Source organism: Nostoc favosum CHAB5714, from assembly GCF_020829495.1.
GTDB classification, from domain to species: domain Bacteria; phylum Cyanobacteriota; class Cyanobacteriia; order Cyanobacteriales; family Nostocaceae; genus Nostoc; species Nostoc favosum.
Map to the genome: position 1 here is coordinate 50,375 of NZ_JAIVFQ010000005.1, position 25,290 is coordinate 75,664.

General features: G+C 43.4%; 15 protein-coding genes and 1 pseudogene. 12 read left to right on the forward strand and 4 right to left on the reverse strand.

Annotation, left to right across the window (positions count from 1 at the left end):
• Positions 1-83: 83 nt before the first annotated feature.
• Complete coding sequence (locus LC586_RS05655) at positions 84-1,403, reverse strand: dihydroorotase (RefSeq protein WP_229483572.1); 1,320 nt, start codon at positions 1,401-1,403, stop codon at positions 84-86.
• A 271-nt stretch (positions 1,404-1,674) separates the two neighbouring features.
• Here LC586_RS05655 and lepB point away from each other — a divergent pair, with 271 nt between their 5' ends.
• From lepB to LC586_RS05680, 5 genes are all read left to right on the forward strand, one after another.
• Complete coding sequence (gene lepB, locus LC586_RS05660; RefSeq protein ID WP_229483574.1) at positions 1,675-2,316, forward strand: signal peptidase I; 642 nt, start codon at positions 1,675-1,677, stop codon at positions 2,314-2,316.
• 224 nt (positions 2,317-2,540) lie between these two features.
• The gene (locus tag LC586_RS05665; RefSeq protein WP_229483575.1) at positions 2,541-3,329 is read left to right on the forward strand and encodes an MOSC domain-containing protein; all 789 of its coding nucleotides are present in this window, start codon (positions 2,541-2,543) and stop codon (positions 3,327-3,329) included.
• Between the two features lie 476 nt (positions 3,330-3,805).
• The gene (locus LC586_RS05670) at positions 3,806-7,540 is read left to right on the forward strand and encodes an ATP-binding protein (protein ID WP_229483577.1); all 3,735 of its coding nucleotides are present in this window, start codon (positions 3,806-3,808) and stop codon (positions 7,538-7,540) included.
• Positions 7,537-9,372, forward strand: a complete 1,836-nt coding sequence (locus LC586_RS05675) for a two-component system response regulator (protein WP_229483579.1) — start codon at positions 7,537-7,539, stop codon at positions 9,370-9,372. Before LC586_RS05670 ends, LC586_RS05675 begins: the two co-directional genes overlap by 4 nt.
• A gap of 394 nt (positions 9,373-9,766) precedes the next feature.
• A complete protein-coding gene (locus LC586_RS05680; RefSeq protein ID WP_229483581.1) occupies positions 9,767-11,167 on the forward strand; it encodes a hybrid sensor histidine kinase/response regulator in 1,401 nt (466 codons plus the stop codon).
• Positions 11,168-11,244: 77 nt separating this feature from the next.
• Here LC586_RS05680 and LC586_RS05685 read toward each other — a convergent pair whose 3' ends face one another.
• Positions 11,245-12,876 (reverse strand): hybrid sensor histidine kinase/response regulator, encoded by a 1,632-nt coding sequence (locus LC586_RS05685; protein WP_229483583.1) that lies wholly within the window; start codon positions 12,874-12,876, stop codon positions 11,245-11,247.
• Entirely contained in the window at positions 12,873-17,180 is a 4,308-nt protein-coding gene (locus LC586_RS05690) for a PAS domain S-box protein (RefSeq protein ID WP_229483585.1), read from the reverse strand. The genes LC586_RS05685 and LC586_RS05690 overlap by 4 nt, the downstream gene beginning before the upstream one ends.
• A gap of 140 nt (positions 17,181-17,320) precedes the next feature.
• Between LC586_RS05690 and ldpA the strand changes: the two genes are divergently transcribed.
• From ldpA to LC586_RS05715, 5 genes and pseudogenes are all read left to right on the forward strand, one after another.
• On the forward strand, positions 17,321-18,556 hold the full coding sequence (gene ldpA / locus LC586_RS05695) for a circadian clock protein LdpA (protein WP_229483587.1): 1,236 nt from the start codon (positions 17,321-17,323) through the stop codon (positions 18,554-18,556).
• Positions 18,557-18,640: 84 nt separating this feature from the next.
• On the forward strand, positions 18,641-20,374 hold the full coding sequence (locus tag LC586_RS05700) for a R3H domain-containing nucleic acid-binding protein (RefSeq protein WP_229483589.1): 1,734 nt from the start codon (positions 18,641-18,643) through the stop codon (positions 20,372-20,374).
• Between the two features lie 206 nt (positions 20,375-20,580).
• Positions 20,581-21,126 (forward strand): annotated as a pseudogene (locus LC586_RS05705) (RNA-guided endonuclease InsQ/TnpB family protein); the annotation flags it as partial.
• A gap of 22 nt (positions 21,127-21,148) precedes the next feature.
• Positions 21,149-22,786: an ABC transporter ATP-binding protein gene (locus LC586_RS05710; protein ID WP_229483591.1), complete on the forward strand. Its 1,638-nt coding sequence runs from the start codon at positions 21,149-21,151 to the stop codon at positions 22,784-22,786.
• 249 nt (positions 22,787-23,035) lie between these two features.
• Positions 23,036-23,185, forward strand: a complete 150-nt coding sequence (locus LC586_RS05715; RefSeq protein ID WP_229483593.1) for a hypothetical protein — start codon at positions 23,036-23,038, stop codon at positions 23,183-23,185.
• A 255-nt stretch (positions 23,186-23,440) separates the two neighbouring features.
• Here the strand turns inward: LC586_RS05715 and LC586_RS05720 are convergent, their stop codons facing one another.
• Positions 23,441-24,634, reverse strand: a complete 1,194-nt coding sequence (locus tag LC586_RS05720) for a Coenzyme F420 hydrogenase/dehydrogenase, beta subunit C-terminal domain (RefSeq protein ID WP_229483595.1) — start codon at positions 24,632-24,634, stop codon at positions 23,441-23,443.
• Between the two features lie 182 nt (positions 24,635-24,816).
• On the opposite strand from LC586_RS05720, the gene LC586_RS05725 reads away from it, so the two are divergent.
• Both LC586_RS05725 and LC586_RS41360 read left to right on the forward strand, forming a co-directional pair.
• Complete coding sequence (locus LC586_RS05725; protein ID WP_229483596.1) at positions 24,817-25,017, forward strand: hypothetical protein; 201 nt, start codon at positions 24,817-24,819, stop codon at positions 25,015-25,017.
• Complete coding sequence (locus LC586_RS41360; RefSeq protein ID WP_229483737.1) at positions 24,947-25,234, forward strand: hypothetical protein; 288 nt, start codon at positions 24,947-24,949, stop codon at positions 25,232-25,234. Before LC586_RS05725 ends, LC586_RS41360 begins: the two co-directional genes overlap by 71 nt.
• The last annotated feature ends 56 nt before the right edge of the window (positions 25,235-25,290 follow it).

Sequence of the window (25,290 nt, forward strand, 5' to 3'; positions counted from 1 at the left end):
CTGGATAGATGAAAATCTTGCCAGTTCAAGTATGGCTTTGATGTATAATTATTTGTCTAATACGTAAGGTTAAATAAATATTTCTACAAGAAAGTTAAAGCTTGACCCCGTACTTGCGTATTTACCTGACCTTTGTCATAAACTATCTCACCGCCGACAATGGTGGTTGTAGCCCAGCCGGTGAGGTTCCAGCCTTCAAAGGGACTCCAACGGCATTTGGTTAAAAGTTCCTCGCGCCGGACTGGACGGTATGTGTTTAAATCTACAAGCACTAAATCAGCATCGTAACCAGGCGCGATCGCTCCTTTATTCGGAATACCATAAGCCACAGCTACATTTTTTGACATCCAGTTAACAACTTGAGCAATAGTACACTTTCCCTCCATAGCCGCAGTTAACATCAAAGCTAGGGAAGTTTCCACCCCAGGCATTCCCGAAGGACTATTGGGGTATTCTTGAGCTTTTTCTTCTAAGGTGTGCGGCGCGTGATCTGTAGCGATGAAATCAATCACGCCATCGCGCAAAGCTTGCCAGAGAACTTCGTTATCGTGGGGCGATCGCAAAGGTGGATTCATCTGTGCCAAAGTGCCAATCTTCTCATAAGCACTGGTGTTCAACAACAAATGCTGTGGTGTCACTTCTGCTGTTACCCAACTAGGTTTCTCCTGACGCAGCAAATCTGCTTCTTCGGCAGTTGACATGTGCAAAATATGCAAACGACGCTGATATTTTTGAGAAAGTTTTAATGCCAGTTGGGTTGCAAGCATTGCCGCTTGATTATCTTGAATTTGCGAGTGAACAGCTGGATCGTGGATGTTGGCAAATTCTTGGCGGCGTTGGTTGATTCTAGCTTGGTCTTCGGCATGAACGGCAATCAAGCGATGGCCTTTAGCAAATATCGCAGAGAGTGCTGTTTCGCCATCAACTAGCAACTGGCCATGCATCGACCCCATGAAAATCTTAATTCCCGGTGTTGGCTTTGCCAAAAGTAAATCTGGTAGATTCTCTGCTGTTGCCCCAATAAAAAACCCATAATTAACCAAAGACTTTTTTGAGGCACGTTGTAGCTTGTCGTCTAAAGCCTGCTGTGTCGTTGTCAGGGGGCGCGTATTGGGCATTTCTAAAAAAGAAGTGACTCCACCTTTAGCACAGGCGCAACTGGCAGTGAATAAATCTTCTTTGTGTTCTAGTCCAGGTTCTCGGAAATGCACCTGCGGATCAATAACTCCTGGCAACAAAGTTAACCCTTCTGCGTCAATTTCAGTGGCTAGTGCCGTTTGGGAGATTTCTGGGGCAACTTCGACTATTTGGCGATCGCGGGTCAACACATCCCCAATCATCAGTTCACCATTGGGTAGAATTATGCGAGCGCGGCGAATCAGTAAAATTTGTGGAGATGACATAAGGTTAACAAAGTTGAGATAGGGAGCTATGTATTACAGATAATTATGCTTTTAGGTTAAACTTATTTGCGATCGGAGTAACCAATTTTTGCCGCGCGTTAAAAAAAAGTTTATTTTTAATTTATGAAGAACCCCGTCAAATCCACAATCTAAAATTGGTAGTCAAGATGGGAACATGACTAGGAAATTAAAATTTTCCCGTTAAGATTAACAGATAAAGTCTCACTAGGCAAGTTAATTACCTACATCTTTCCTTCCGTTAAGTAATTTCATGCAAAATAAAGTGTCTGATAACAACTCTAGTCAACAACCCGATAATTCTTGGATCGCAGAGCTAGGTAGAACAATTGTATTGAGCATTGTTCTAGCTCTGGGAATTCGTACCTTTGTTGCTGAAGCACGCTGGATTCCTTCTGGATCGATGGAACCAACTCTGCATGGTACGCCAAACCAGTGGGAGGCAGATAAAATCATTGTCGATAAGTTGAAGTATAAATTTGCTGACCCGCAGCGGGGAGATATTGTAGTATTTTCACCTACAAAGGAGTTACAAAAAGAACAATACCAAGATGCTTTTATTAAACGTGTAATTGGCTTACCTGGAGAAAAAGTACAACTTAAGGATGGCAAAGTTTATATCAACAACAAACCCCTCCCAGAAGCCAATTACCTCGGTTCTGATCAGAGTACAGTTATTGATGTTTGCCAATCAGGGCCACAGCCACCTTTTTTGGCGAAACCCCAGAGTATACCAGCCAATTCATATTTAGTGCTAGGTGATAATCGTAACAATAGTTATGATGGTCGCTGCTGGGGTGTTGTCCCCCGCGAGAATATTATTGGACGGGCTGTAGTTCGGTTCTGGCCTCTAGATCATGTTGGAGGAATAGATAAATCGCCAATATATCCATAATTAACAATATTATTGACGCTCCCTTGCTTGAACAAGTAACGTGAGTGCTTACTTGCTCAGAAAATCAGGGGAGTCAGCCCCTTCCCTACGGGACGCAGCGTGACTTCCGCCTTGCGACACTAGCCACTCGTATAAGTAACAAAAGAATTTTAGATTGAAGACTGCTAAATTACCAATCTTGACTTTGCTCAGACTTTTCGCAAAATCTAAAATCCACAATTGCTATGAAGCCTTACCTAGCCAAGATTTTACTGTATCCAGTTAAGTCACTGGATGGTATTGAAGTTGAAAACGCTAGAGTTCTTGCCAGTGGGGCACTACAGCATGACCGCGAGTTTGCCATTTTTGACGAACAGGATAGATTTGTCAATGGCAAGCGTCATGCTAAAATCAATTTAGTAAGGGCGCAATTTGCACTCTTAAATAGAACTATCTCGTTGCAGATCCCAGGCGGTGACTCACAACAAATTTTTCATCTGGATGAGGAACGGCAAGCATTAGAAGCAATTTTGAGTGATTTTTTTGAGTTTGCTGTCACATTAAGGCAAAACTCTATAATGGGTTTTCCTGACGATACACACTCACCTGGCCCAACGGTAATTAGTACAGCAACATTGGCAGAAGTAGCTTCTTGGTTTCCCGGTTTAACTGTAGATGAAATACGCCGTCGGATGCGTGCCAACATCGAGATTGATGGTGTACCAGCATTTTGGGAAGATCGGCTATTTAGTGAACAAGGTGATTTAGTCTCCTTTCGACTGGGAAATGTGGATTTTTTTGGAGTTAATCCATGTCAGCGTTGTATAGTCCCAACACGCGATTCTTACTTAGGGAAAGCTTACCCAAACTTTCAAAAAATCTTTGCAACCCAGCGACAAGCAACTCTGCCAAATTGGGTTGCTTCATCGCCTTTTAATCACTTTTACAGATTGAGTGTCAATACCCAATTACCCCCATCGTCAGCTGGAAAAATTTTACAAATGGGCGATGAGCTTGACATACTTCCACAATAAAATTAACATTTATTTAAAATAAAAAATATTAAGTAAATTTTTTTAGATTTTTACTCTGTATTTGTATGAAAATTTTAAAATTGTTGTATTTAAATATAAGTTTTTGTACAAGTCCAAAGGTTTTGATCTGGAAAATCAAGACATCAGCAATTAAAAATTAAATTTAGGATTGGCTGCTAATGACGACCTGAATTTTAGAATGGCATACTGTAGCTTATCCGTTAAATTTCAGTTCATCCGAGAAAATCTGATAAAACTGAGTAAATTTAGGTGCGGCCGCAAAGTCTGAAAATTAGGCGTTGGGGGAATTTAGCCACTCAAAGAAGTAGAAAGTAAAATTTATTTATTTTTTTATACTAAGTAGAGAAAAACATATGTCATATTAAAAGCATAATACGCCGTAATTCTCCTGATATTAAGTGTAGCTGATATGGCAACAATACCCCTAATATATGCTGGGGAAGAATTAAACAACAATGTTATCCAAACTTCAGCCCGTCAAATCTATTAATCGCTTAGTTGGCAAAGTTTATGCCAATATGCCCCTGAGGTATGTTCTGATTGTGCCCTTTATATTGCAAATTTGTGGGGCGGTGGGACTTGTGGGCTATCTTTCGTATCAAAACGGCCAAAAAGCGGTAACGGAGCTTGCTACGCAACTAGAAAATGAAATCTGCGCTCGCATTGAACAGCATCTTGATAGGCATTTAACAACCCCGAAGCAAATCAATCAAATCAACTTAGATGCGGTTGAGCTAGATTTGCTCAACCTTTCAGACTTTAAAACCACCGGAAATTATTTTTGGAAACAAATGCAGGTTTTTAATGTTGGCTACAACAGCTTTGCCAATTCCAAAGGTGAGTTTATCGGTATTGAACGTTTAGATAATGGCACGCTCTTAATTAATGAAGTTACCGAAAAGCATGGCATCGGGAAACTTTATGTTTACGATACAGACTTGAAAGGGAATCGCCGCCAGCTTCAACAAGTTAAAAATTACGATCCTCGTGTAGAAGCGTGGTATGCAGATGCAGCTAAGATGGGCAAACCCGTTTGGAGTCAAATTTATCAATGGGAAGATAAACCAGAAGTCCTATCCATATCTTCTAGCTATCCTGTTTACGATAAAAATCAGAAACTTGTTGGGGTGATTAGTGTTGATTTGCTATTGTCACAAATCGGCAATTTTTTAGCCAACTTAAACACCAAACAATCGGGTAAAACTTTTATTTTAGAGCGTTCCGGGTTAATAGTGGCTTCTTCTAGTACTGAGTCACCATATACCATCATTAATCGTCAAGCAAAACGCCTATCGGCATTAGACACTGAAGATTCTTTAATTCGACTCACAACCCAGTCTTTGATCAAACGCTTTGGCAGTCTTGGGTTTGTTGTTGGGAAGCAACAGCTAAGTTTTACCGCCGATGGAATGCGTTATTTTGTGCAGGTAAAAAACTGGAGGGATGAACTGGGTTTAGATTGGCTAATTGTGGCGGTGATTCCCGAAGGCGAATTTATGGAGCAAATTAATGCCAACACCCGCATCACTATTTTGCTGTGCATAGTTGCTTTTTTAGTCGCTACAATAATTGGGATTTTCACTAGTCGCTGGGTAATCAAGCCGATTTTACAATTAAACACATCAGCGAAGAAAATTGCTAAAGGTGAATGGGAGCAAATACCAGAAATTCAGCGTTCGGATGAACTAGGGGAACTAGCCAAGTCATTTGAAACTATGGCAAAGGAACTCCAAGCATCCTTTAGTACTTTGTCAGCAAAGAATGCTCAGATGCAAGTCTTAAATGAGGCGCTATCTCACAGTCAGAGTCGGCTAACTCAATTTTTAGAAGCCATGCCGATAGGTGTATTTATCATAGATGCTGAAGGTAAACCTTATTACACAAATAATATTGGGCAGCAAATTCTAGGTCAAGGAGCGATGTCTAACGACAAGCCCTTCGGGTTCGGGGGGTCGCAATCGACGGGAACCGCCAAGACTGCGACCCCCTCACCGCTACGCGTCTACGCAAAAGTTAGCGGCGAACAATTGTCAGAGGTATATCAAGCTTACCTTGCCGGGACAGATCAACTTTACCCCAGCGATCGCCTGCCGATTTTGAGAGCATTGCTTGGGGAAAGCACCAGGATCGATGATATGGAAATTCGCCATTCTGACAAGATTATTCCCATTGAAGTTTTGGGAAAGCCAATTTATGATGAATCAGGAAATCTTGCTTTTGCGATCGCAACATTTTTTGATATTACCCAACGCAAACAAGCAGAAAACTTATTAGCAGAATACAATCGCACCTTAGAGGCTCAAGTAAAAAAACGTACTGAACAGTTCCAGCAAGCTATCGAGCAACTGCAAATCACCCAACAAGAACTGATTCAGTCGCAAAAAATTGCCGCACAGGAACAACAAGCAGCTGTTCGTGAAGCGGCGCGAAGCACCGCCGCTAACCTCGCTAAAAGCGAATTCCTTGCTAACATGAGCCACGAACTGCGTACCCCACTCAATGCCATTCTCGGTTTTACCCAAGTCATGAGCCGAGATTATTCGCTATCTGGCGAACATCAAGAAAACTTGGCAATTATTAATCGTGCTGGCGAACATCTACTCAACTTAATTAACGACATCCTAGAAATGTCCAAAATCGAAGCTGGCAGAATCACATTAAACACCAGCAGCTTTGACTTAATTCATGTATTGAAGAAGTTAGAAGAGATGCAACACGCAAGTGCTGCATCTAAAAATTTAGAACTAGTGTTTGAATATGCACAAAACATTCCTAAATACATAGAAACGGACGAAAATAAACTGTGTCAAGTCTTGCTCAACCTTTTGGGAAATGCCATTAAATTTACTAATACTGGGAGGGTGACACTACGGGTGAGACTGGGGGCTGGGGGCTGGGATGGGGAGCAGGGGGAGATGAGGGAGCAGGGGGAGATGAGGGAGCAAAATCTTCCTCATCCCCCTCATCCCCCTCATCCCCCTCATCTCTTCTTCGAGGTACAAGACACTGGCTGCGGTATTGCCCCACAAGAACTTGACTTGTTGTTTGAAGCTTTTGAGCAAACCGAAATCGGCAGAAAATCCCAACAAGGGACGGGACTGGGTTTGGCGATTAGCCGGAAATACGTGCAACTGATGGGAGGAGATATTACTGTCAACAGTATCCCTGGTGTCGGTAGTAGATTTGCCTTTGATATTCAGATTGCTCTAACTTGCCCCAGAGAAATCCCAACAAACCAAATTAGATACCAAACTCTAGCTTTAGCACCTACTGAGAAAGCATACCGTATCTTAGTAGTTGACGACTCCCAAGAAAGCCGGATGTTGTTAGTTAAAATTCTCACATTTGTTGGCTTTGAAGTCAGGGAAGCTATAGATGGTAGTGAAGCAGTTGCTAATTGGGAATCTTGGCAACCACACTTGATTTTTATGGATATGCGAATGCCGGTTATGGACGGTTACGAAGCGACAAGAATAATTAAAGCTAAACAAATAGGGTATAGGGCAGCCAATACGTTGCGGAGGTTCCCAAAATCGGAACAGCTGCTGTCGTCAGGGAGCCAGTACCTTGCGTCCGGGTTCCCCGATTCCGGCGAGTCCGAAGTTCTCGTTGTACCGCTATTCAAAACCCAGCTAGGCACAGCGTCCCCTACACCAGAAGCAACTAGTGTCATGGAAAATGATGCCAATAGTGCCGCAAAGCGATCGCCAACAGCCCTAGCTCCCCCTGATGACTTGTCTGGGGCAGAGCAGAGTTGCTCTAATACAAACACGATCATTATTGCCCTAACTGCTAGCGCCTTTGAAGAAGAACGCCAGAAAATTTTGTCCATTGGCTGCGATGATTTTATTCGCAAGCCATTCATACAAGAAGTATTATTGGAAAAACTGAGCCAACATCTAGGTTTAAAGTATACCAACCAAGTAGAAAACACAAACACAACAGTTGTCGATGAAGCTACACCGATGTTTATCAGTGTTACCGAACTCCTGAGCCATTTATCAGAAATGTCCCCTGAGTGGCTCCAACATATTTACTATGCCGCAGCTAGCTGTAGCGATGAACTGATTTTAGAGTTACTCAAGCAAATTCCATCAGATAATAGTCAAGTTTTCAAAGTTCTCCGGGATTTAGCGAATAACTACCAGTTTGAGAAAATCATGGAATTGACTAAAACAAACGTAGAATGAATCACGAGCATTTAGACCTTAATAAAAAAGATATTTTGATCATTGACGATATGGCGGATAACCTCCGGGTTTTATCGTCGATCTTGACAAGGGAAGGGTATAACGTTCGTAAAGCCTTGAACTGGCAAATGGCACTGACCGCAACTCAAACAGTATTACCGGATTTGATTCTACTTGATATTATGATGCCAGAAGTAGATGGCTATGAAGTTTGTCAGACCTTTAAAGCTTGGGAGCTAACAGCCGATATTCCGGTGATTTTTATTAGCGCTTTAGATGATGTTTTTGACAAAGTTAAAGCCTTTAAGGTAGGTGGTGTAGACTACATCACCAAACCTTTTGAGTTTCAAGAAGTTTTAGTGCGCGTGCAAAATCAACTGGCATTGAGGTCGGCGCGATTAGAAATATTGAAGCTAAATGTCGAACTGGAAGATCGGGTAAAACAGCGGACTGGGGAGCTAGAAAAAACTCTCCAAAAACTCCAAGAAGAAATAAATTCCCGCCAGAAATTGCAAAGTCAACTGTTAGACATAGCGCTGCATGATTCCCTGACTGGATTACCAAACCGAGTTTTGTTTATTAGGCGACTAGAAAATGCTTTAAATCGGGCAAAGCAAGAATCTAGTTATCAGTTTGCACTCCTTTTTTTGGACTGCGATCGCTTCAAAGTTATCAATGATTCCCTTGGACATCTGGTGGGAGATGAATTGCTGATAGCCATCGCTTCTCGCCTGCAAGCATGTCTGACACCTATTAATACTCTAGCACGACTGGGCGGTGACGAATTTGGAATTATCTTAGAAGATATCACACATATCAATATGGCAATCCAAGTTGCCGAACAAATTCTGCAACAGCTATCACTCGCTTTTAAGCTGTCCAGATATGAAGTATTTATGAATGCCAGTATTGGGATTAGTTGGGGCAATAAAGATTACGAGCGCCCAGAATATTTGCTGCGGGATGCTGATACGGCAATGTATCGGGCTAAGGCTCAAGGAAGAGCCAAATATCACGTTTTCAATCCAGCGATGCATCAAGAAGCTATTCAGCTTTTAGAGTTAGAAAATGATCTGCGAAGGGCTGTTGAAAGACAAGAATTCCTCGTTTATTATCAACCAATTGTTTCACTGACTACAGGCAGAATTTCTGGATTTGAAGCCTTGGTGCGCTGGCGACATCCGATTCGCGGTCTGGTTTCTCCCATAGAATTTATTCCTGTGGCAGAAGAAACAGGTTTGATTAATGCCATCAATACTTGGGTATTACAGTCAGCTTGTCATCAACTCAGCATTTGGCAACATCATCCAGTGACACCAGAACCTCTAACTATGAGTGTCAATTTGAGTGCTAGGTTATTTTCACAGCCTAATTTAGTAGATCAAATTGACCGAATAATTTATGTAAATAACATAAATCCTGCATACTTAGAATTAGAAATTACAGAAAGTGTAATTATGGAAAATTCTAATGCAATTGCAATAATTCTTCACCAACTAAAGCAGCGAAAAATAAAGTTGATTATGGATGACTTCGGTACAGGATATTCCTCTTTAAGTTACCTACACAGCTTTCCTTTGAATGCACTCAAAATTGATAAATCTTTCGTTAAACGTATGCAAGAAAACAAAGAGGATATGGGGCTAGTACCAGCAATGATTGGCATTGCTAACTCAATGGGAATGAGTGCGATCGCAGAAGGTGTCGAAACACAAGAACAGTTAGCCCAATTAAGAACTTTAAACTGTAATTTTGCTCAAGGATATTTGTTTTCTAAACCCATAGAAGAACAATTGGTTACTAAGTTACTTGCCGCAGCACCTCAATGGTAAGTAGGTGGGCGCTAAAAAATATAACTAGATTAAGAAATGTAAATCGCTTAAAAGCTGATATTAAAAGTGTTTCTGGCGCTTTACATAAATTTACACAGTTCGGTTTAATTGTGCCTACTTACTTAGCTATCAAATAACACTTGGAAAAATTTAATTTTTGACGCTCGGCTAGATAATCTGCCTGTATTATCTACTATACTACTGTAACCGGGCTATCAAGTTCGCAAAGCTCCTAATTGACTAATAGCTGTGGTAGTCGCTAAAACTCTCCAACCACTGTGGGAGTTAGACTATAAATACAAGTATTCTGGTGAAATTGATAAGAATTTTTTAGGATTATTTAAAACAAGTATTTACTATACTCAATTATTATAAATATAGCTTTTTATACATAATGCATTTAAATCAAACTAACCATTATAAAAGAAATATTTTGGTGGTCGATGATACGCCAGATAATTTGCGGCTTTTATCGGCAATGTTGACTGCACAAGGTTTTGAAGTTCGCAAAGCCTTAAACGGTAAAATGGCACTAACTGCTTGCCAAATGGTTTTGCCAGATGTGATTTTGCTGGATATCAAGATGCCAGACATGGATGGCTATCAAGTTTGTCAACAGCTGAAAGCTGACGAGAAGACTTGTGAAGTCCCAGTAATTTTTATTAGCGCCCTGGATGATATTGTAGATAAAGTAAAAGCCTTTGATGTTGGTGGTGTAGATTATATTGCAAAACCTTTTCATGGGGCAGAGGTTGTCTTGCGAATTGAAAATCAGATTAATTTACGTTTGCTTCAAGTTCAACTGCAAGAAAAAAACTTTTTACTCCAACAAGCTCTTGACGACTTGAAAGCCTCTCAAGTTAAACAGATTCAGAGCGAAAAGATGGTGGCACTGGGACAGTTAGTGGCTGGGGTTGCTCATGAGATTAATAACCCTATCAGTTTTATTTATGGGAATCTCCAATATGCTGGTCAATATGTGCAAGACCTAATTAATCTGATTGAAGCTTATCAACAGGAATATCCCAAAGCCACATCAAAAATTCAGCAAATAGCTAAAGATATAGACCTGAATTTTATGATTACGGATCTGCAAAACCTGATAGGTGCAATGTATAGAGGATCTGATCGCATTCGGGAAATTGTACTAGCGCTACAACACTTTTCTCGGCATGATGAAGCACAGATGAAGCGGGTAAATATCCATGAAGACATCGAAAACACTTTGGTGATGTTACAACATAGACTCAGGGAAACAGCAGACCATCCCGCAATTGTTGTAGTGAAAGATTATGGTAACTTGCCCCTAGTCACTTGTTATGCAAGTGAATTAAACCAAGTACTTATGCATCTGTTGAATAATGCTATTGATGCAATAGAAGAGGGAGTGGGGAGTGGGCTTGCCGTGAGCGTAGCCGAACGGGAGTGGGGAGTGAGGAACCAATCTTCAGAAAAGGAAGTGGGGAGTGGGGGGTGGGGAGTGGGGAACCAATCTTTTACTCCCTACTCCCTACTCCCTACTCCCCAAATTCGGATTCACACAGAGTTAACAGGCTTGAACATGGTCAAAATTGCGATCGCAGATAATGGCCCTGGTATTGAAGAGTCGTTGCGATCGCGTTTATTTGACCCATTTTTTACCACAAAACCTGTGGGCAAAGGTAGTGGGCTAGGGTTATCGATTAGTTATCAAATTATTGTGCAAAAACACCGAGGACAGATTACCTGTAACTCATCTGTTGGCAAAGGAGCAGAGTTTGCGATCGAAATTCCCATCGAGCAACAAGAGCGTTAGCCAACAGCAAACTCGGTAAATTGTCGTTTGAAGGGGGAATCAAAGTTTAACTGCTGATGGATACGTTGTGTCACTAATCACTCTGACAGGGTTAACGGCAATTGAACTGTGAACGTTGTCCAGCCCTGAGAACTGGTAACTTCAATTGTGCCTTGGAGATATTCTACTAACTTCTTCACTAATGCTAAACCTAATCCTGTACCGCCATGTTCCCAGCGATCGCTTTGAGGAATTCGGTAAAACGGCTCAAAGATTCGAGATTGTTCTTTTTTAGGAATTATTACCCCAGAATTGCTAATTGTGATTTGAAAGTAGGAAACTTGAAGATTATCTAATACACCAGATTCAGCATCCTCATTTATTAGACTTTTTGTGGTGTCGATTACCCGAACATTCACCATAATCTGTTCATCAGGAGGAGTATATTTACAAGCATTGTTGAGTAACTCTGAGACAATTTCGGTTAAGCTAGCCAAGTCTGAAATTAAAGGTGGTAAATTTGGAGGAACACTAACTTGCAAAGTCTGTTGCCTAGCTCCAGCCCTTTCACCAAAATACTCGGCAACGTGAGGCAGCCAGGTTTGAAGTTGAATTGAAGTTAATTCCAACGGATAGACATCTGCATCAATCATTCGCATATACAGTAAATTGTCTACTAAATCTAGTTCTTGTTCGCACTGTTCACGCAGGATAGTTAAGTAGCGGGCTACAGATTCAGATGGGGAAAGTGCGTTTGAATTTAAGATACCCTGCCGATCAAGAATATTTTCTAGCACGGAAATGGTCATTTTGATGTTTGACAAAGGCGTTCGCATTTCATGAGAAGTGGTTGCGAGAAAATCCTCTTTCAACTGGTTTAGCCGTTGGAATTCTGCCACTTGAATTTCTAGTTGTTGGGCACGTTCATCTGCGAGATTTTGTTCTTCGGTTAATCGTCGTTGCGTGTCATCCCGAAAAACTAGTACGGCTCCTGTAATTACACCATTATTATTTCTCAGAGGAGTAGCGCTATCAGCTACTGGTATACTTGTCCCGTCTCTAGCAACTAGTAAGATGCGACTGCCTAGATAGATAGTAGTTTCTTGTTGCAGAGCTGCGATAATTGGATTTTGAGCGGGGATCTGAGTTTGTTCATCAACGAGCTTGAACACCTCGGTTAACATTCGTCCCTTGGCTTCATTCCATCGCCACCCTGTCAATGCTTCAGCTACCTGATTTAGATACTTAATGGTTAACTGAAGATCGACTACGATCACCCCGTCCCCCATTCCTCGAAGCACAGAACTCAAAAATTGTTCGTGTTCATAACGATTGAGTGCTGTTTGAATGGCAACGTAGAGTTCTTGCTCTTTAATTGGTTTGAGAATATATCCAAAGGGGGATGTCAGCGTTGCCCGCTCTACAGTACTTTTATCAGAATGTCCTGTGACGTAGATAGCAGGAATTTGCAAATTCTGCCAAATTTTCTCTGCTGCCTGTATACCATCTATTTCACCCCGTAACCTGATATCCATTAAAATCAGGTTTGGGCGTAATTCGGTTGCTTTTACAATTGCCCCTTCTGCGGAATCGGCTATATCTAAAACAGTGTATCCCAGAGACTCTAAACTTTCTTGCAAATTAATCGCAAGAATATATTCGTCTTCAACAACGAGGATTCTAACTGTCTGCTTTGTATGTATGTTTGATGGGATGTCAATTGTGTTCATGCACGGCTGTTTGTAAAAGTAATTTTGAACTGTGTTCCGTGGTGAGAGTCAATTTCGAGCTTTCCCCTCAGTTGCTTGACTAAACCTTGGACAAGGGTTATGCCAAGTGTTTTAGCCTTTTTGCTATCAAAATTTTCAGGTAAACCAATGCCATTATCTCGAATAATCAGTGCCAAAGTAGACTCGGATTCTTGATAAAACTTAACCTCAATTTCCCCTCTACGATTACCAACAAAGGCGTATTTCAAAGCATTGGAAACCAGTTCATTGATAATCAAGCCACAGGGAATGGCGGTTTCGATGTCGAGGCTAGCATTATCAACTTGAATCTTCAGTTGAATTTGGCTAGAACTGACGTTATAGGAATCAAATAAATGAGTTGTTAAATCTGGGATGTATTGAGCGAAATCAATATCAGCGAGGTCTTCAGAGCGGTATAACTTTTCATGAACCAAGGCAATGGAGGCAATGCGGTTTTGGCTATCGCGCAGAATAGGTGTCACCAGAGGATCTTGTGTACGTCTGCACTGCATTTGCAGCAAACTGCTGACAATTCCTAAATTGTTTTTCACCCGATGGTGAATTTCCTTAAGTAATACCTCCTTTTCTTTCAGAGAGGCTTTGATTTTTTCCTGCGTTTGCTTATGCTCGGTGATGTCTTGTTGGACAGCCACAAGGACGCTTCCATACTCAGGATGCTCAAAAACGGAAGCTTTCGCCCTACACCAGAACGGAGTACCATCTTTTTTAACATTATAAACTTCATAAGTGGACTCACCGTGTTGCAAGACAGCAGTCCTAATCGCCTGGTAAACTTCTTCAGGTGTAGTATGTTCGTCACCGTAGTTGACAATCGACACATGCTGACCGATTAATTCACCAGGTTCATAGCCAAACATCTGCTCAAATTTAGGATTAGCGTAGACAAACACGCTATCTGTGGCATGAATTAGGCAAATTCCCTCTGCCATATTACGGGTAATCACTGCTTGTAGTTGTAACATTTGTTCAGCGCGTTTGCGATCGCTGATTTCAACTACAACAATGCCCATACTAATGGGTTGATCGGCTTCAGACTGAATCGGAAAGTAGGAAGCTAGCCAAGTTCTGATTACACCGGGCAGTTTTGGAGTTTCGCCACTGATCTCAAAATCCAGAATCGCTTCACCCGTGGTTAAAACATGTTCAAAGATCGGTTCGAGCCTTGGTGTCAAATCAGGGACAATCTCGCACAGAGTTTTGCCAATATGCTCGGCTGCGGGAATGCCATTAATTTCTGCTAATGCTTCATTAATCAATGAGAAACGCAGATCCCCATCCAGAATGGTTATACCAACGGGTGCGCTATTGATGAAGCTATCCAATAACTTTTGCTTGTGAGCCAGTTCTCGCTCCAAAATCTTACGTTCTGTGATGTCGATCGCCACCCTACCCACTAGCTTTTGTGCAGACAATCCTAGAATCGGGAACTTATATACCAAGAACTCTCCAAGGGTGCCGTCTGGTCGGGAAGCAACTTCGATCGCCTCAATTACCTGATTTGTCTGTATAACTGTCTGGATGTGATCAAAATGCTGCCGAGCAATTTCATCTGGGTAGAGATCAAAAATGGATTGTCCAATCACCTGTTCGGGTAGTAATTTAAATATCCGCAGGTATGTTTGGTTTGAGTAAAGTACACGCCCGTCCGCATCAGCGATCCAAGCTAGCACGGGGCTATTGTCCATAAATGCCTGGAACCGGGCTTCACTTTCTTGCAGGGCTGCTTCTGCTTGCTTGCGATCTTCTGCAACACGCTTAAACGCAGTGATATCCGTGACTCGTACCAGGTTCATCACATTGCCAGCGACTGTGATTTGTTTGGCTGCTATGTTTCCCCAAAAGGATTTGCCCTGCTTGGTAACATATTCAATTTCTCGACTCCAAAACCCTTGCTGGTTCATTTCTTCAGTTATGGAGGTTAACTCATCAGGGGTGAACTGTTGTTTTTGCAGAGTGTGACCTTCAATATTAGTGAGTTCAGCTTTGCTAGAGGCTGCAAATAGCTTTACTGCTTGATCGTTACAGTCAGTGGTGAGTAAAGTTTCTGCATCCACAAGAAAAAGCGCATCAGCAGATTCATTATAAACAGCTTCTAGAAGATCACGACTACGAATGATTTCTAATTCAGTTTGTTTTCGTTGTGTAATATCTAGGATAGATCCTAACAACTTAACTGCATTCCCTTGGGGATTATAAACTATCTCTGCTTTCGCCTCAAGGTAGCGGACTGAGCCATCGGGTCGGACAATTCGATACTCAATATTGAAAGGGGTTTCTTGGGCAATCGCCTGTTCAAAATTGGTCTGGAACAGTTCTCGATCCTCTGGGTGAACCATCTGGAGGAATTCTGCCTGGGTGGGTTCGCTTTGAGTTGGATTTAGACCAAAAACGCGAAAAGTTTCCATTGACCAGGAGCGTTTTTTAGTTTCTAAGTTCCATTCCCAACTGCCGATATGGGCGATCTGTTGAGTAGTGGCTAGCTGCGCTTCACTTTGTTGGAGTTTTTCCTCAGCTTGTTTGTGTTCGCTAATGTCCCCAAGTGAACCGACCAATCGAACGGGATTTCCTTGTTCATTCCAGATAGCTTTTGCCCGCGATCGCACCCAGCGATAACTGCCATCCTTGCACCGCAGACGATATTCAAGGTTATAATCGGCAACTTGCCTAAGCAAATAAGCTTTTTGTGCAGCTATGACTCTGGTATAATCATCAGGATGAATGCGAATACTCCACTCATCATCACAATTGCTAAGTTCGTTAGGTTCATATCCCAAAATTGTGAACCAACGCTCAGACCGGAAGGTTTGATTCGTAGATATGTCCCAATCCCAAATTCCTTCATCAGTACCTGCGATCGCTAATTGCCAACGTTCTTCACTTTGACGCAATATTTCTTCACTGCGCTTGAGGTCGGTGACATCTACCACCAGTCCATCCCAAGCCACACGCCCATTTTTCAACTGACGTGGTGTAGAACGGAAATGAAACCATTTGAGTTTACCACTGGGCGTTCGGATTCGCAGTTGAATATCAAACACAGACAGATTCAGGCGGGACTCTGCAACGGCTGTCCGTAGGCGGGGGATATCCTCTGGAATAAACTGGCGATAAAGCAGAGATGAATCTTTGAGTGCATCTTCTGCCTTGACTTCCATCAGTCTTTCAATTCCCTCACTCAGGTAGGAAAAGCGATCGCTACCATCCAATTCGCGGATTACCCGATAAACTGCGCCATTAGGCAGATTATCTCCAATCAAGTACAACATCACTTCACGCTCAGACAAGGCAAGTTCTGTTGCTTTGCGTTCGGTAATATCTCGTCCTTCTGGAATCAACAAAACGACTTCACCCGTCTCATTTTGCTGCGGACGCAGTGAAAAATCGATTGTTGCTACTCGGTTATTTGCGCCGAGAACATCAACTTCATAGCAGACAAACTCCCCTTGAGCTGCACGAGCGATCGCTTGTTTTAATTCTTCTTGAGTTTGAGGTGAAATCGTCCACCAGTGTGCTTCCCAAAAAGGGCGATTAATCACATCTTCAAGCTTAAGCCCGCCAAAAGTGAGCGCAGTCTGGTTCGTCTCTAGTAAAATGCCATCTGGCGTTAGCAGTCCTGTGAATTGGAAAGTGTTATAGAATACACGGAATCGGCAATCGCTTTCCTGTAGTGCAGTAGTGCGTTCCTCCACTTTGGCTTCTAACTCGGCCTTGAGGGTTTGCAGGTTGTGGTAGAGTTGGGCTTGTTGGATAGCGATCGCTAGTTGCACCGTCAGTTGGTTGAGAAATTCTACCTCAAATGTTTGCCATTGGCGGGGGGCAGAACATTGATGCACGATGAATAGTCCCCATTCAACTGCTGAAGTCCCTTGGTTATCTAACAAAATGGGGACAACTAAATTCGCCTTGATTTGAAACTGTTCCAAAAGTTGAATATGGCGATCGCTTAAACCCGCTTCGTAGATGTTCGTCGCTGCCCAGATTTTTCCTTGGTAGTATTCTTCCCCTTGGCTTTGCTGAAAATCGGTATTTTCAATCTCCAGTCCCAAGGTTGGTGTCCATTGGGATAATACCGACTCAGCTATGACTTTACCCCCCATTTGATGAGTAAATTGATACACTAACACGCGATCAGCCTTGAGTAACTGGCGGGCTTCTTTGACACTCTTAGCGAAGATATCTTGAAACTTCAAGGACTTGCGAATATCAAGAGCGATCGCTCCAATTAACTTTTGTTGTTCCTGTAGCTGTTTTAGGTGCTGCATTAGCTGTAATTGTTAGCTTTTAACCTACGTACAAGCGCCCAATCCCCCATGTCCAATGCCCAATGCCCTGAATCAAGAAATCCGGACTTTTTCTTGATCGCGGACTACTATTTTTAGTCGCATAAACGCATAATAGAATAGTGACTGATCTGTTCGCCCCTTTACAATCTCTCAAGCAAGGTGACTGGTTCAAGCTGATCTGCGGAGCCAGCTTCCAGCATTTACCGGCAGTCAGAAGTTTAACGTTAGCCTATACTTTGGCGGGCGCTGACTGCATAGATGTTGCAGCTGATCCAGCAGTGATTGCAGCGGCGCAAGCAGGGCTACAAGTAGCCAAATCTCTGGCTACGGATGCCCAAAAGCGAGGCTTTAGCTACAAAGGTAACTCACCCTTTTTGATGGTAAGCCTGAACGATGGAGAAGACCCCCATTTTCGGAAAGCAGAATTTAATCCTACTGAGTGTCCTACAGACTGCCCTAGACCCTGTGAACGGATTTGTCCGGCACAAGCAATTGTGTTTAACAAAGAAAACTTTTCCGGAGTAATATCAGAAAAGTGCTATGGCTGCGGTCGTTGTATACCAGTTTGCCCATATAGTATAATTGATACAAGTTCATATATGTCAACGCCGGGAGCGATCGCGCCATTGGTAATGTCAACGGGAGTAGATGCCGTAGAAATCCATACAAAAGTTGGGCGGTTGACAGAATTTGAGCAATTATGGCAGGCAATTTCACCGTGGGCTGATCAATTAAAGCTACTAGCTATCAGCTGTCCCGATGGCGAGGGGATGATTAACTACCTAAGAGCAGTATATGACCTGATTGCCCCACTCAAGAGTGCCTTAATTTGGCAAACCGACGGCCGTCCTATGAGTGGTGATATTGGCGATGGCACCACAATAGCCTCGGTGAAATTAGGGCAAAAAGTTTTGGCAGCTAAGTTACCGGGATATGTGCAGTTAGCAGGCGGCACTAATAGTTATACCGTTGCTAAGTTAAAGGCAATGGGACTACTGAAGAGAGCAGGGGGAGCAGGGGGAGCAGGGGGAGATGAGGGAGCAGGGGGAGCAGGGGGAGATGAGGGAGCAGGGGGAGATAGGGAAGTAAATTCTTCTTCATCCCCCTCATCCCCCTCATCCCCCTCATCCCCCTCATCCCCCTCATCCCCCTCATCCTCCATCGCCGGGGTCGCCTACGGTAGCTACGCCCGCGTACTGCTGTCACCAATTCTCGAACAGTTAGAGAATAAGGAGGTAAGTAACACCAATGTGCAAGCGAATCTTCGCCTCGAAGAAAATGACGTATTACTTTGGCAAGCTGTAAAACTTGCCCATTCTCTCGTTTCCCAGATCAAGTCACAGCAGGAGCGTTAATTGCTCGTTTCGGAAAATTACCCAAAGCGGGTTCTCCTGCACGCAAATGTCCTCGCTATCTCTAAAAACGTCACCATAGAAAGCATGACGATTACAGACGATCTCCAAAAGTTATTAGACATTTTGCCCCAAGACCTGCAACAAGTACTAGAGAGTCATCCCAAACGAGATAGTTTAGTAGAAGTGGTCTTGGATTTGGGCCGTCGCCCAGAGGCTCGGTTTCCTAATCAAGCTGAGTATCTGAGCGAAGTACCCGTTACTCAAGAACAGATAGATGATTGTATTCAAAGAGTTGGAATCTTTGGCGGAGATAATCGAGCAGGAATTGAGCAAACTTTGCATCGGATCAGCGCCATCCGCAACCGCACGGGTAAGATTATTGGCTTGACTTGTCGCGTTGGTCGAGCGGTATTCGGAACCATTGGCATGATCCGCGATTTGGTAGAAACTGGTAAATCGATTCTCATGCTGGGGCGTCCAGGCGTGGGCAAAACTACTGCCTTACGGGAAATTGCCCGTGTTTTGGCGGATGATCTGCAAAAGCGAGTGGTGATTATTGACACATCTAACGAAATAGCTGGGGATGGTGATGTTGCTCACCCCGCCATTGGTCGCGCTCGGCGGATGCAAGTGGCTCATCCAGATCAACAGCATCAGGTGATGATTGAGGCAGTGGAAAACCACATGCCAGAAGTCATTGTCATTGATGAAATTGGCACAGAACTAGAGGCTTTAGCGGCTCGTACTATTGCGGAACGGGGTGTACAGTTGGTCGGTACTGCCCACGGGAATCAGATCGAAAATCTGATTAAAAACCCCACCCTGGCTGATTTAGTTGGGGGTATCCAAGCTGTGACGCTGGGAGACGATGAAGCTAGACGGCGAGGTTCTCAAAAGACTGTTTTGGAGCGGAAAGCCCCTCCTACCTTTGAAATTGCTGTGGAAATGTTGGAGCGCCAACGCTGGACAGTACACGAAAGTGTTGCTGACACAGTAGATAATCTGCTGCGGGGGCGTCAGCCTACCCCACAAACGAGAACCGTTGATGACCACGGTAAAATCGCTGTTACAAGGCAGTTAGCTGTTGTTAACGGTCGCGGTGGACAGCTAGCGACAGTGGAAGAATCTTTCCCACCGGCGCGACCTTCTAATGGCTGGCGTTCATCTGGACAAATGGTAGCACTGCCGCAATTGCCTGTAGAGCGGGTAACTGGACGCAGTGAATTTGACCGTTTGCTGGATGAATCCTTCAATTATTCTGACAGCATTGATTTGGATGCTGCTACTAGACAGCCAGGGCCGAATGGTGAAGATTTGCCACTGCACGTTTACCCCTATGGCGTTAGTCGCCATCAACTAGAACAGGTAATTAGCGTGCTAACTTTGCCCGTGGTATTGACAAAAGATATAGATAGTGCTGATGCAATTTTAGCACTGCGATCGCACGTCAAAAACCACGCCAAATTACGCCAAATGGCCAAAGCCCGTCATGTACCGATCCACATGATTAAGTCCAGCACCATACCCCAAATTACCCGTGGTTTGCGGCGGTTGCTGAACATGGACGACCCGGAAATGGCCGATGACCTAGAATTGCAACTGTTTTTGCACAATGGTAGCGATGATGAGATGGATGCCTTGGAAGAAGCTAGACTTGCTGTTGAGCAAATTGTGATTCCAAAAGGACAGCCAGTGGACTTATTGCCGCGTTCTCCCCAAGTTCGCAAAATGCAGCATGAGTTGGTAGAACATTATCGCCTCAAGTCGCATAGTTTTGGCGAAGAACCAAACCGCCGCTTACGGATTTATCCGGCATAACCTCACCCCCAGCCCCTCTCCGTTGACGTAAGCCTGCCGTTATGCATAGCGGAGAGGAGAGTCAATACATAAAAGTTAGTTTTGCCTGTTAATAATAGAAAACTTGATAATTTCAAAATTTTTATGTATTGATGCAGCATCAAACTTAAGAGAGGAGTTTTCACCATGAAAATACAAAGCCTATTTACCGAAAATTAGGGGTCTAGCGTTCACAACGTCGAGTTTCCAGAAAGGTAAAAGGTTCAAAAAATAGGGTTAAGGCAAGACAGATTTTAGGAAAACGCCACCTCAAAATAAGTAGACAACGTAAAGACCACGCTGTAAAACTAGCGCGGTGCGTAGTTCAGTCTAACGACTTGATAGCCTACGAAGATTTGAGGATTAAAAATATGGTGAAGAATCATTGTTTGGCTAAGTCCATTAACGATGCATCCTGGTATCAGTTCCGTGTTTGGCTTGAATACTTTGGTAAAGTGTTTAAACGAGTCACGGTTGCGGTTAATCCGCAATACAGTAGTCAAGAATGCTCTAGCTGCGGTGGAATTGTTCAGAAAACTCTATCTAGCAGAACGCATGTATGTTTGTGTGGTTGCGTCATGGATAGAGACGAAAACGCAGCGAGAATAATCCTTAGTCGGGGATTGGGTACGGTAGGGCATACCGGAACCTTTGCGGCGATCGCTTGCAACGCTTGGGGAGATGAAGCCTCTACTCAATCTGGGGAAACCCTGATTCAGCAAGCTATGTCGTAGATCCAAGAATCCCCGTCCATTTATGGCGGGGAGTGTCAAAGGCTTTATCCAAGGACAAGTGATTGAGAAGGTTGCCACTTTTGAAGATATTGCCCTGTTTGAAACACCCGATTTGCTCAACTTGGTGCAGTTGACCGAAAAGGGAGTACAACGACTTCCAGAGCTTTGTCTTAGGCTGGTGACGATGTTAGAGGGAATTTTTATCTTCATTCCAGCCATACTCCTTTCGGTGTCCCTTGCTTGGTGGGTACCACTAATTTTGTTTATCTGCGTTATCCCTGCTATGTATGTAGAAAGAAAATACCGTAAGCAAGTTTGGAGAGTAGAAAAAACCCAAGCGAGTGTTCTTCGGGAAATGAACTTATATAAAACGGTTTTAACTGGGGAGACATACGCTAAAGAACTACGTTTGTTTAGCTTACAACCCTTACTTTTAGAACGTTGGCACGGACTTTACCGTACCATTTTTAAAGCAATGGAACAGATTCGCCGTCGGGGGACAACGGCGGTTATTAGTTGGTCTTTACTCAGTGGCTCAGGCTTTGCATTAACTTATGTGTACGTAGTTCAGGGAGTGCTAGGTGGAACCCATACTTTAGGGGATTTAGCACTTTACACTGGGGTAATTTTAGAAGTGCGTCGAAGTTTGGATAATTTGATGTCTGGCGGGTCAGAGTTATATAATATTGCACTGGCAACAACGCCCATTTTCCAGCTTTTAGAGTTAGAGCCGCAATTATCCCGTTCTCATTCAGAGTTGCAATCAAAGTCAGTCACAAAGGCATGGGGAGAAGTCAGGGAATCGGCTGTTAACAATGGGAACTTTGAAAGAAATGGCAAAAATTCATCTGCTCATCGGCAAGCTTTATCAGGTCTAAATGCAACTGAGTATGAAGCATCACAGACAGGTCTTGATATCAAAAATCTGTCCTTTACCTATCCGAATAGCGATAGCGCAATCTTGAAAAACATCAACCTAACGATTCACCCCAACGAAATGATTGTACTAGTGGGTGAGAATGGTGCTGGTAAGACCACATTAGCAAAGCTATTATGTCGCCTTTATGATCCTAGCCAAGGTGCGATTATTTGGAATGGGCGGGATTTACGCTCGCTCCCCTTAGAAGATTTGCGATCGCGGATTGACGTAGTTATGCAAGATTACGCTCGCTTTCCGACTACTGTACGAGAAAATGTTGCCTTTGGGAATTTACCGAAAATGCAGGATGATGACGCTATTACAGAAGCGATCGCTGAGGCTGGTTTGGCTAGAGTAATTGAGAAGCTAGATCAAGGCTTGGAAACCCTCTTAGGCAAACAGCTAGAAGGCGGTATTGATCTATCAGGGGGACAATGGCAGAGATTAGCGATTGCTCGTGCTTTATTGCGACTGTCTCCAGCCGAACTACTCATACTTGACGAGCCAACAGCGAACCTTGATCCGAAAACAGAACATGAGATTTACAACATTTTGCGTACTCTGGCGAGGGGAAGAATAGCCGTTGTAGTTAGCCATCGCCTCGCCTTGGCAAAACTAGCAGACCGAGTAGTAGTACTAGAACACGGTCAAATTATCGAGGTAGGCACTCATGACGAACTCATAGCATTAGGCGGACAGTATCACTTAATGTTTACTCGTCAAGCTAGTAGTTATAACTGAGTCGAGAATGGGGACTTGTACTGAGCGTTCGCGTAGCGTCTCGTAGAGAAGCCGAAGTAGTGGGGAGTGGGCATTGGCGTCAACTTAAGCTCAAACGCTTGTCCCACATACGCATTACCCCTCCCCTTACCAAGGGGAGGGGCGGTTTTGGCTTTAGACAAAACCGGGGTGGGGTAATGCGGATCGTAATGGTAAGTGAATGAACTCAATATTATGTCTTGACAAGGGTTTCACGTTAAGTTGACACCTATGGGGAGTGAGGGGCAGGGGGAAATATTATTGCTTCGACCTCTGAACTCGCAACTTCGACCTCTGAACTCGCAACTTCAACCTCTGAACTCGCAACTTCAACCTCTGAACTCGCAACTTCAACCTTTGAACTCGGAACTTCGAGATTGAAACTCGGAACTTCGACCTTTGAACTCGGAACTTCGACCTTTGAACTCGGAACTTCGACCTTTGAACTCGGAACTTCGAGATTGAAACTCGGAACTTCGAGATTGAAACTCGGAATTTGGCGTTACTGAGTGGAAATATGAATTTGTAAGTAGCACTTTTTTATTCAAATTCAGCAACTTGGGTTATTTAGTTATTGTTCCCCATGCCCAATGCCCAATGCCCCATGCCCAATGCCCAATGCCCAATGCCCAATTTTTATTCTGGTAACTGATATTGCCCAACAATACGCTTGGCAAACTCTGGAACGTGCGCTTCTAATTTCTCAGGATGATTTCGCTTTACATACAAATAATTCCGAGTAAAGTGAGAATCAATGGAAAACCGCGCATATTCTAAACCCTTGGGGCCGATTTTTTCGATCACCACACCCATCAGTTTTGCTGCCCACATCGGCAGGGTAACGCCTTTATCGTAAGCGGGAATACTTTGCTGTACAGCTTCCTTCCGGTTGCCTTTAGACGTTACTGGTTGGGTGTCTAACTGGTCTTTCACTAAATCCAGCATTTCCTTACCAGTGTCATTTCTAACTACAATCCACTGCCAGCCGAAGGGTGCGCCCATGTAACCAACAACTAAATCGGCTAGGGAGTTGACGTAATCAAAGCAACTCATACAGGATGGGGCAAAGACATCTTTGAGTTGGTTTGTCTTCAAGCCAAAGAAAGGTACTGTTTCTGTTGAGCCATCCTCATGTTTGAAGTGAACCCGGAAGTCTTGCATGAACTCGTAATGCACAACTGTCTCAGGCGATCGGCTGGTGGTTTCTAAGAATTTTTGCAGTCCAGCGCGGTTAACATTATCTACGCAGGGCGTACCCAAAACATACAGCTTTTCTAAACCAAGTTGTTTTTCTACGGCTCGTAGCGCCTGGATTTGGCAACCAACACCAATCACTAATAGCCGTTTCATCCCCGATTTTTCTATCTGTTCCAACACGGAAAGGTTCGGAGAAAGAGTTGGTTTATTTACCCGCGCTGCTAGTATTTCTTCTGGGGTACGGGCGATGACGGGCATGGGTTGAAAGCGGTCTTCCTTGGTATTTTGCACACAGACGACACCTTCAACTATGCCGCGATTGAGCATTTCAATGGCAATGCTGCTAACAATACCCGTCCATTGTGCGCCTTCGATGGGCTGTTGTTTCCGCGCTGCCATCATGTCTTGGTGAACACCAAAGTAGAGTTCATCAGGGTTGTCGAGATGGCGCGATCGCGTGTGCGTTTCTTCTTCAAGTTCGCCTATCTGCTGATTAATAAAAGCGCAGGCTTCCTTGACATAGTGAATATAGTATGTGTCGCATAGTCCGCACTCGCTACAAAGTTCTTTAGCAGGGCGGCGGCTGGTAGATTTTAAGGCTCTGGCTTTTTTGTGAGGAGAAACTGAGGTCATATAAATTTTTTGTTTTATCCAGGAATCGCTTTTATTACAATACCTTCACTCGCTATGAACTTAACGATAGAGATTGAACAAGAAGAGGATGGACACAATAAGCAGAAGTGATTGGTTCTCCTGGGTCAAGATCATTAGTTGAGCAAGCTATAATTTGCTTAGATTAAAGGTGATGTATCCTTATGCTGACGCTTGAGCAAATTGAGTCCGCGATTCTCCAACTGTCACCTAACGAGTATCAGAAGCTCCTTGAATGGTTTGCTGATTTAGACTATCAACGGTGGGATGAACAATTAGAGAAAGACATTGCTGATGGCAAACTGGAAGCTTTTGCACAAGAGGCGATCGCTGAGTTTGAGACAGGGAACTGTCGAGCAATTTGATGCATTACACAACTCATCGATTATAAATAAGGATGAAAATGCGATCGCCTATGCATTTTTTATTCAAGTTCGCCTATTTGATAAAAGCGCAGGCTTGCTTGACATAATGAATATAGTATGTATAGCACAGTCAGCGATCGCTACAGAGTTCTTTAGCAGGGCGGCGGCTGGTAGGTTTGAGGGCTTTAGCTTTTTTGTGCTTGTTAGAATCAACTGAGGTGATATAAATTTTTTGTTTTATCCAGGAATCGCTTTTATCAAGATTCGCGGAAA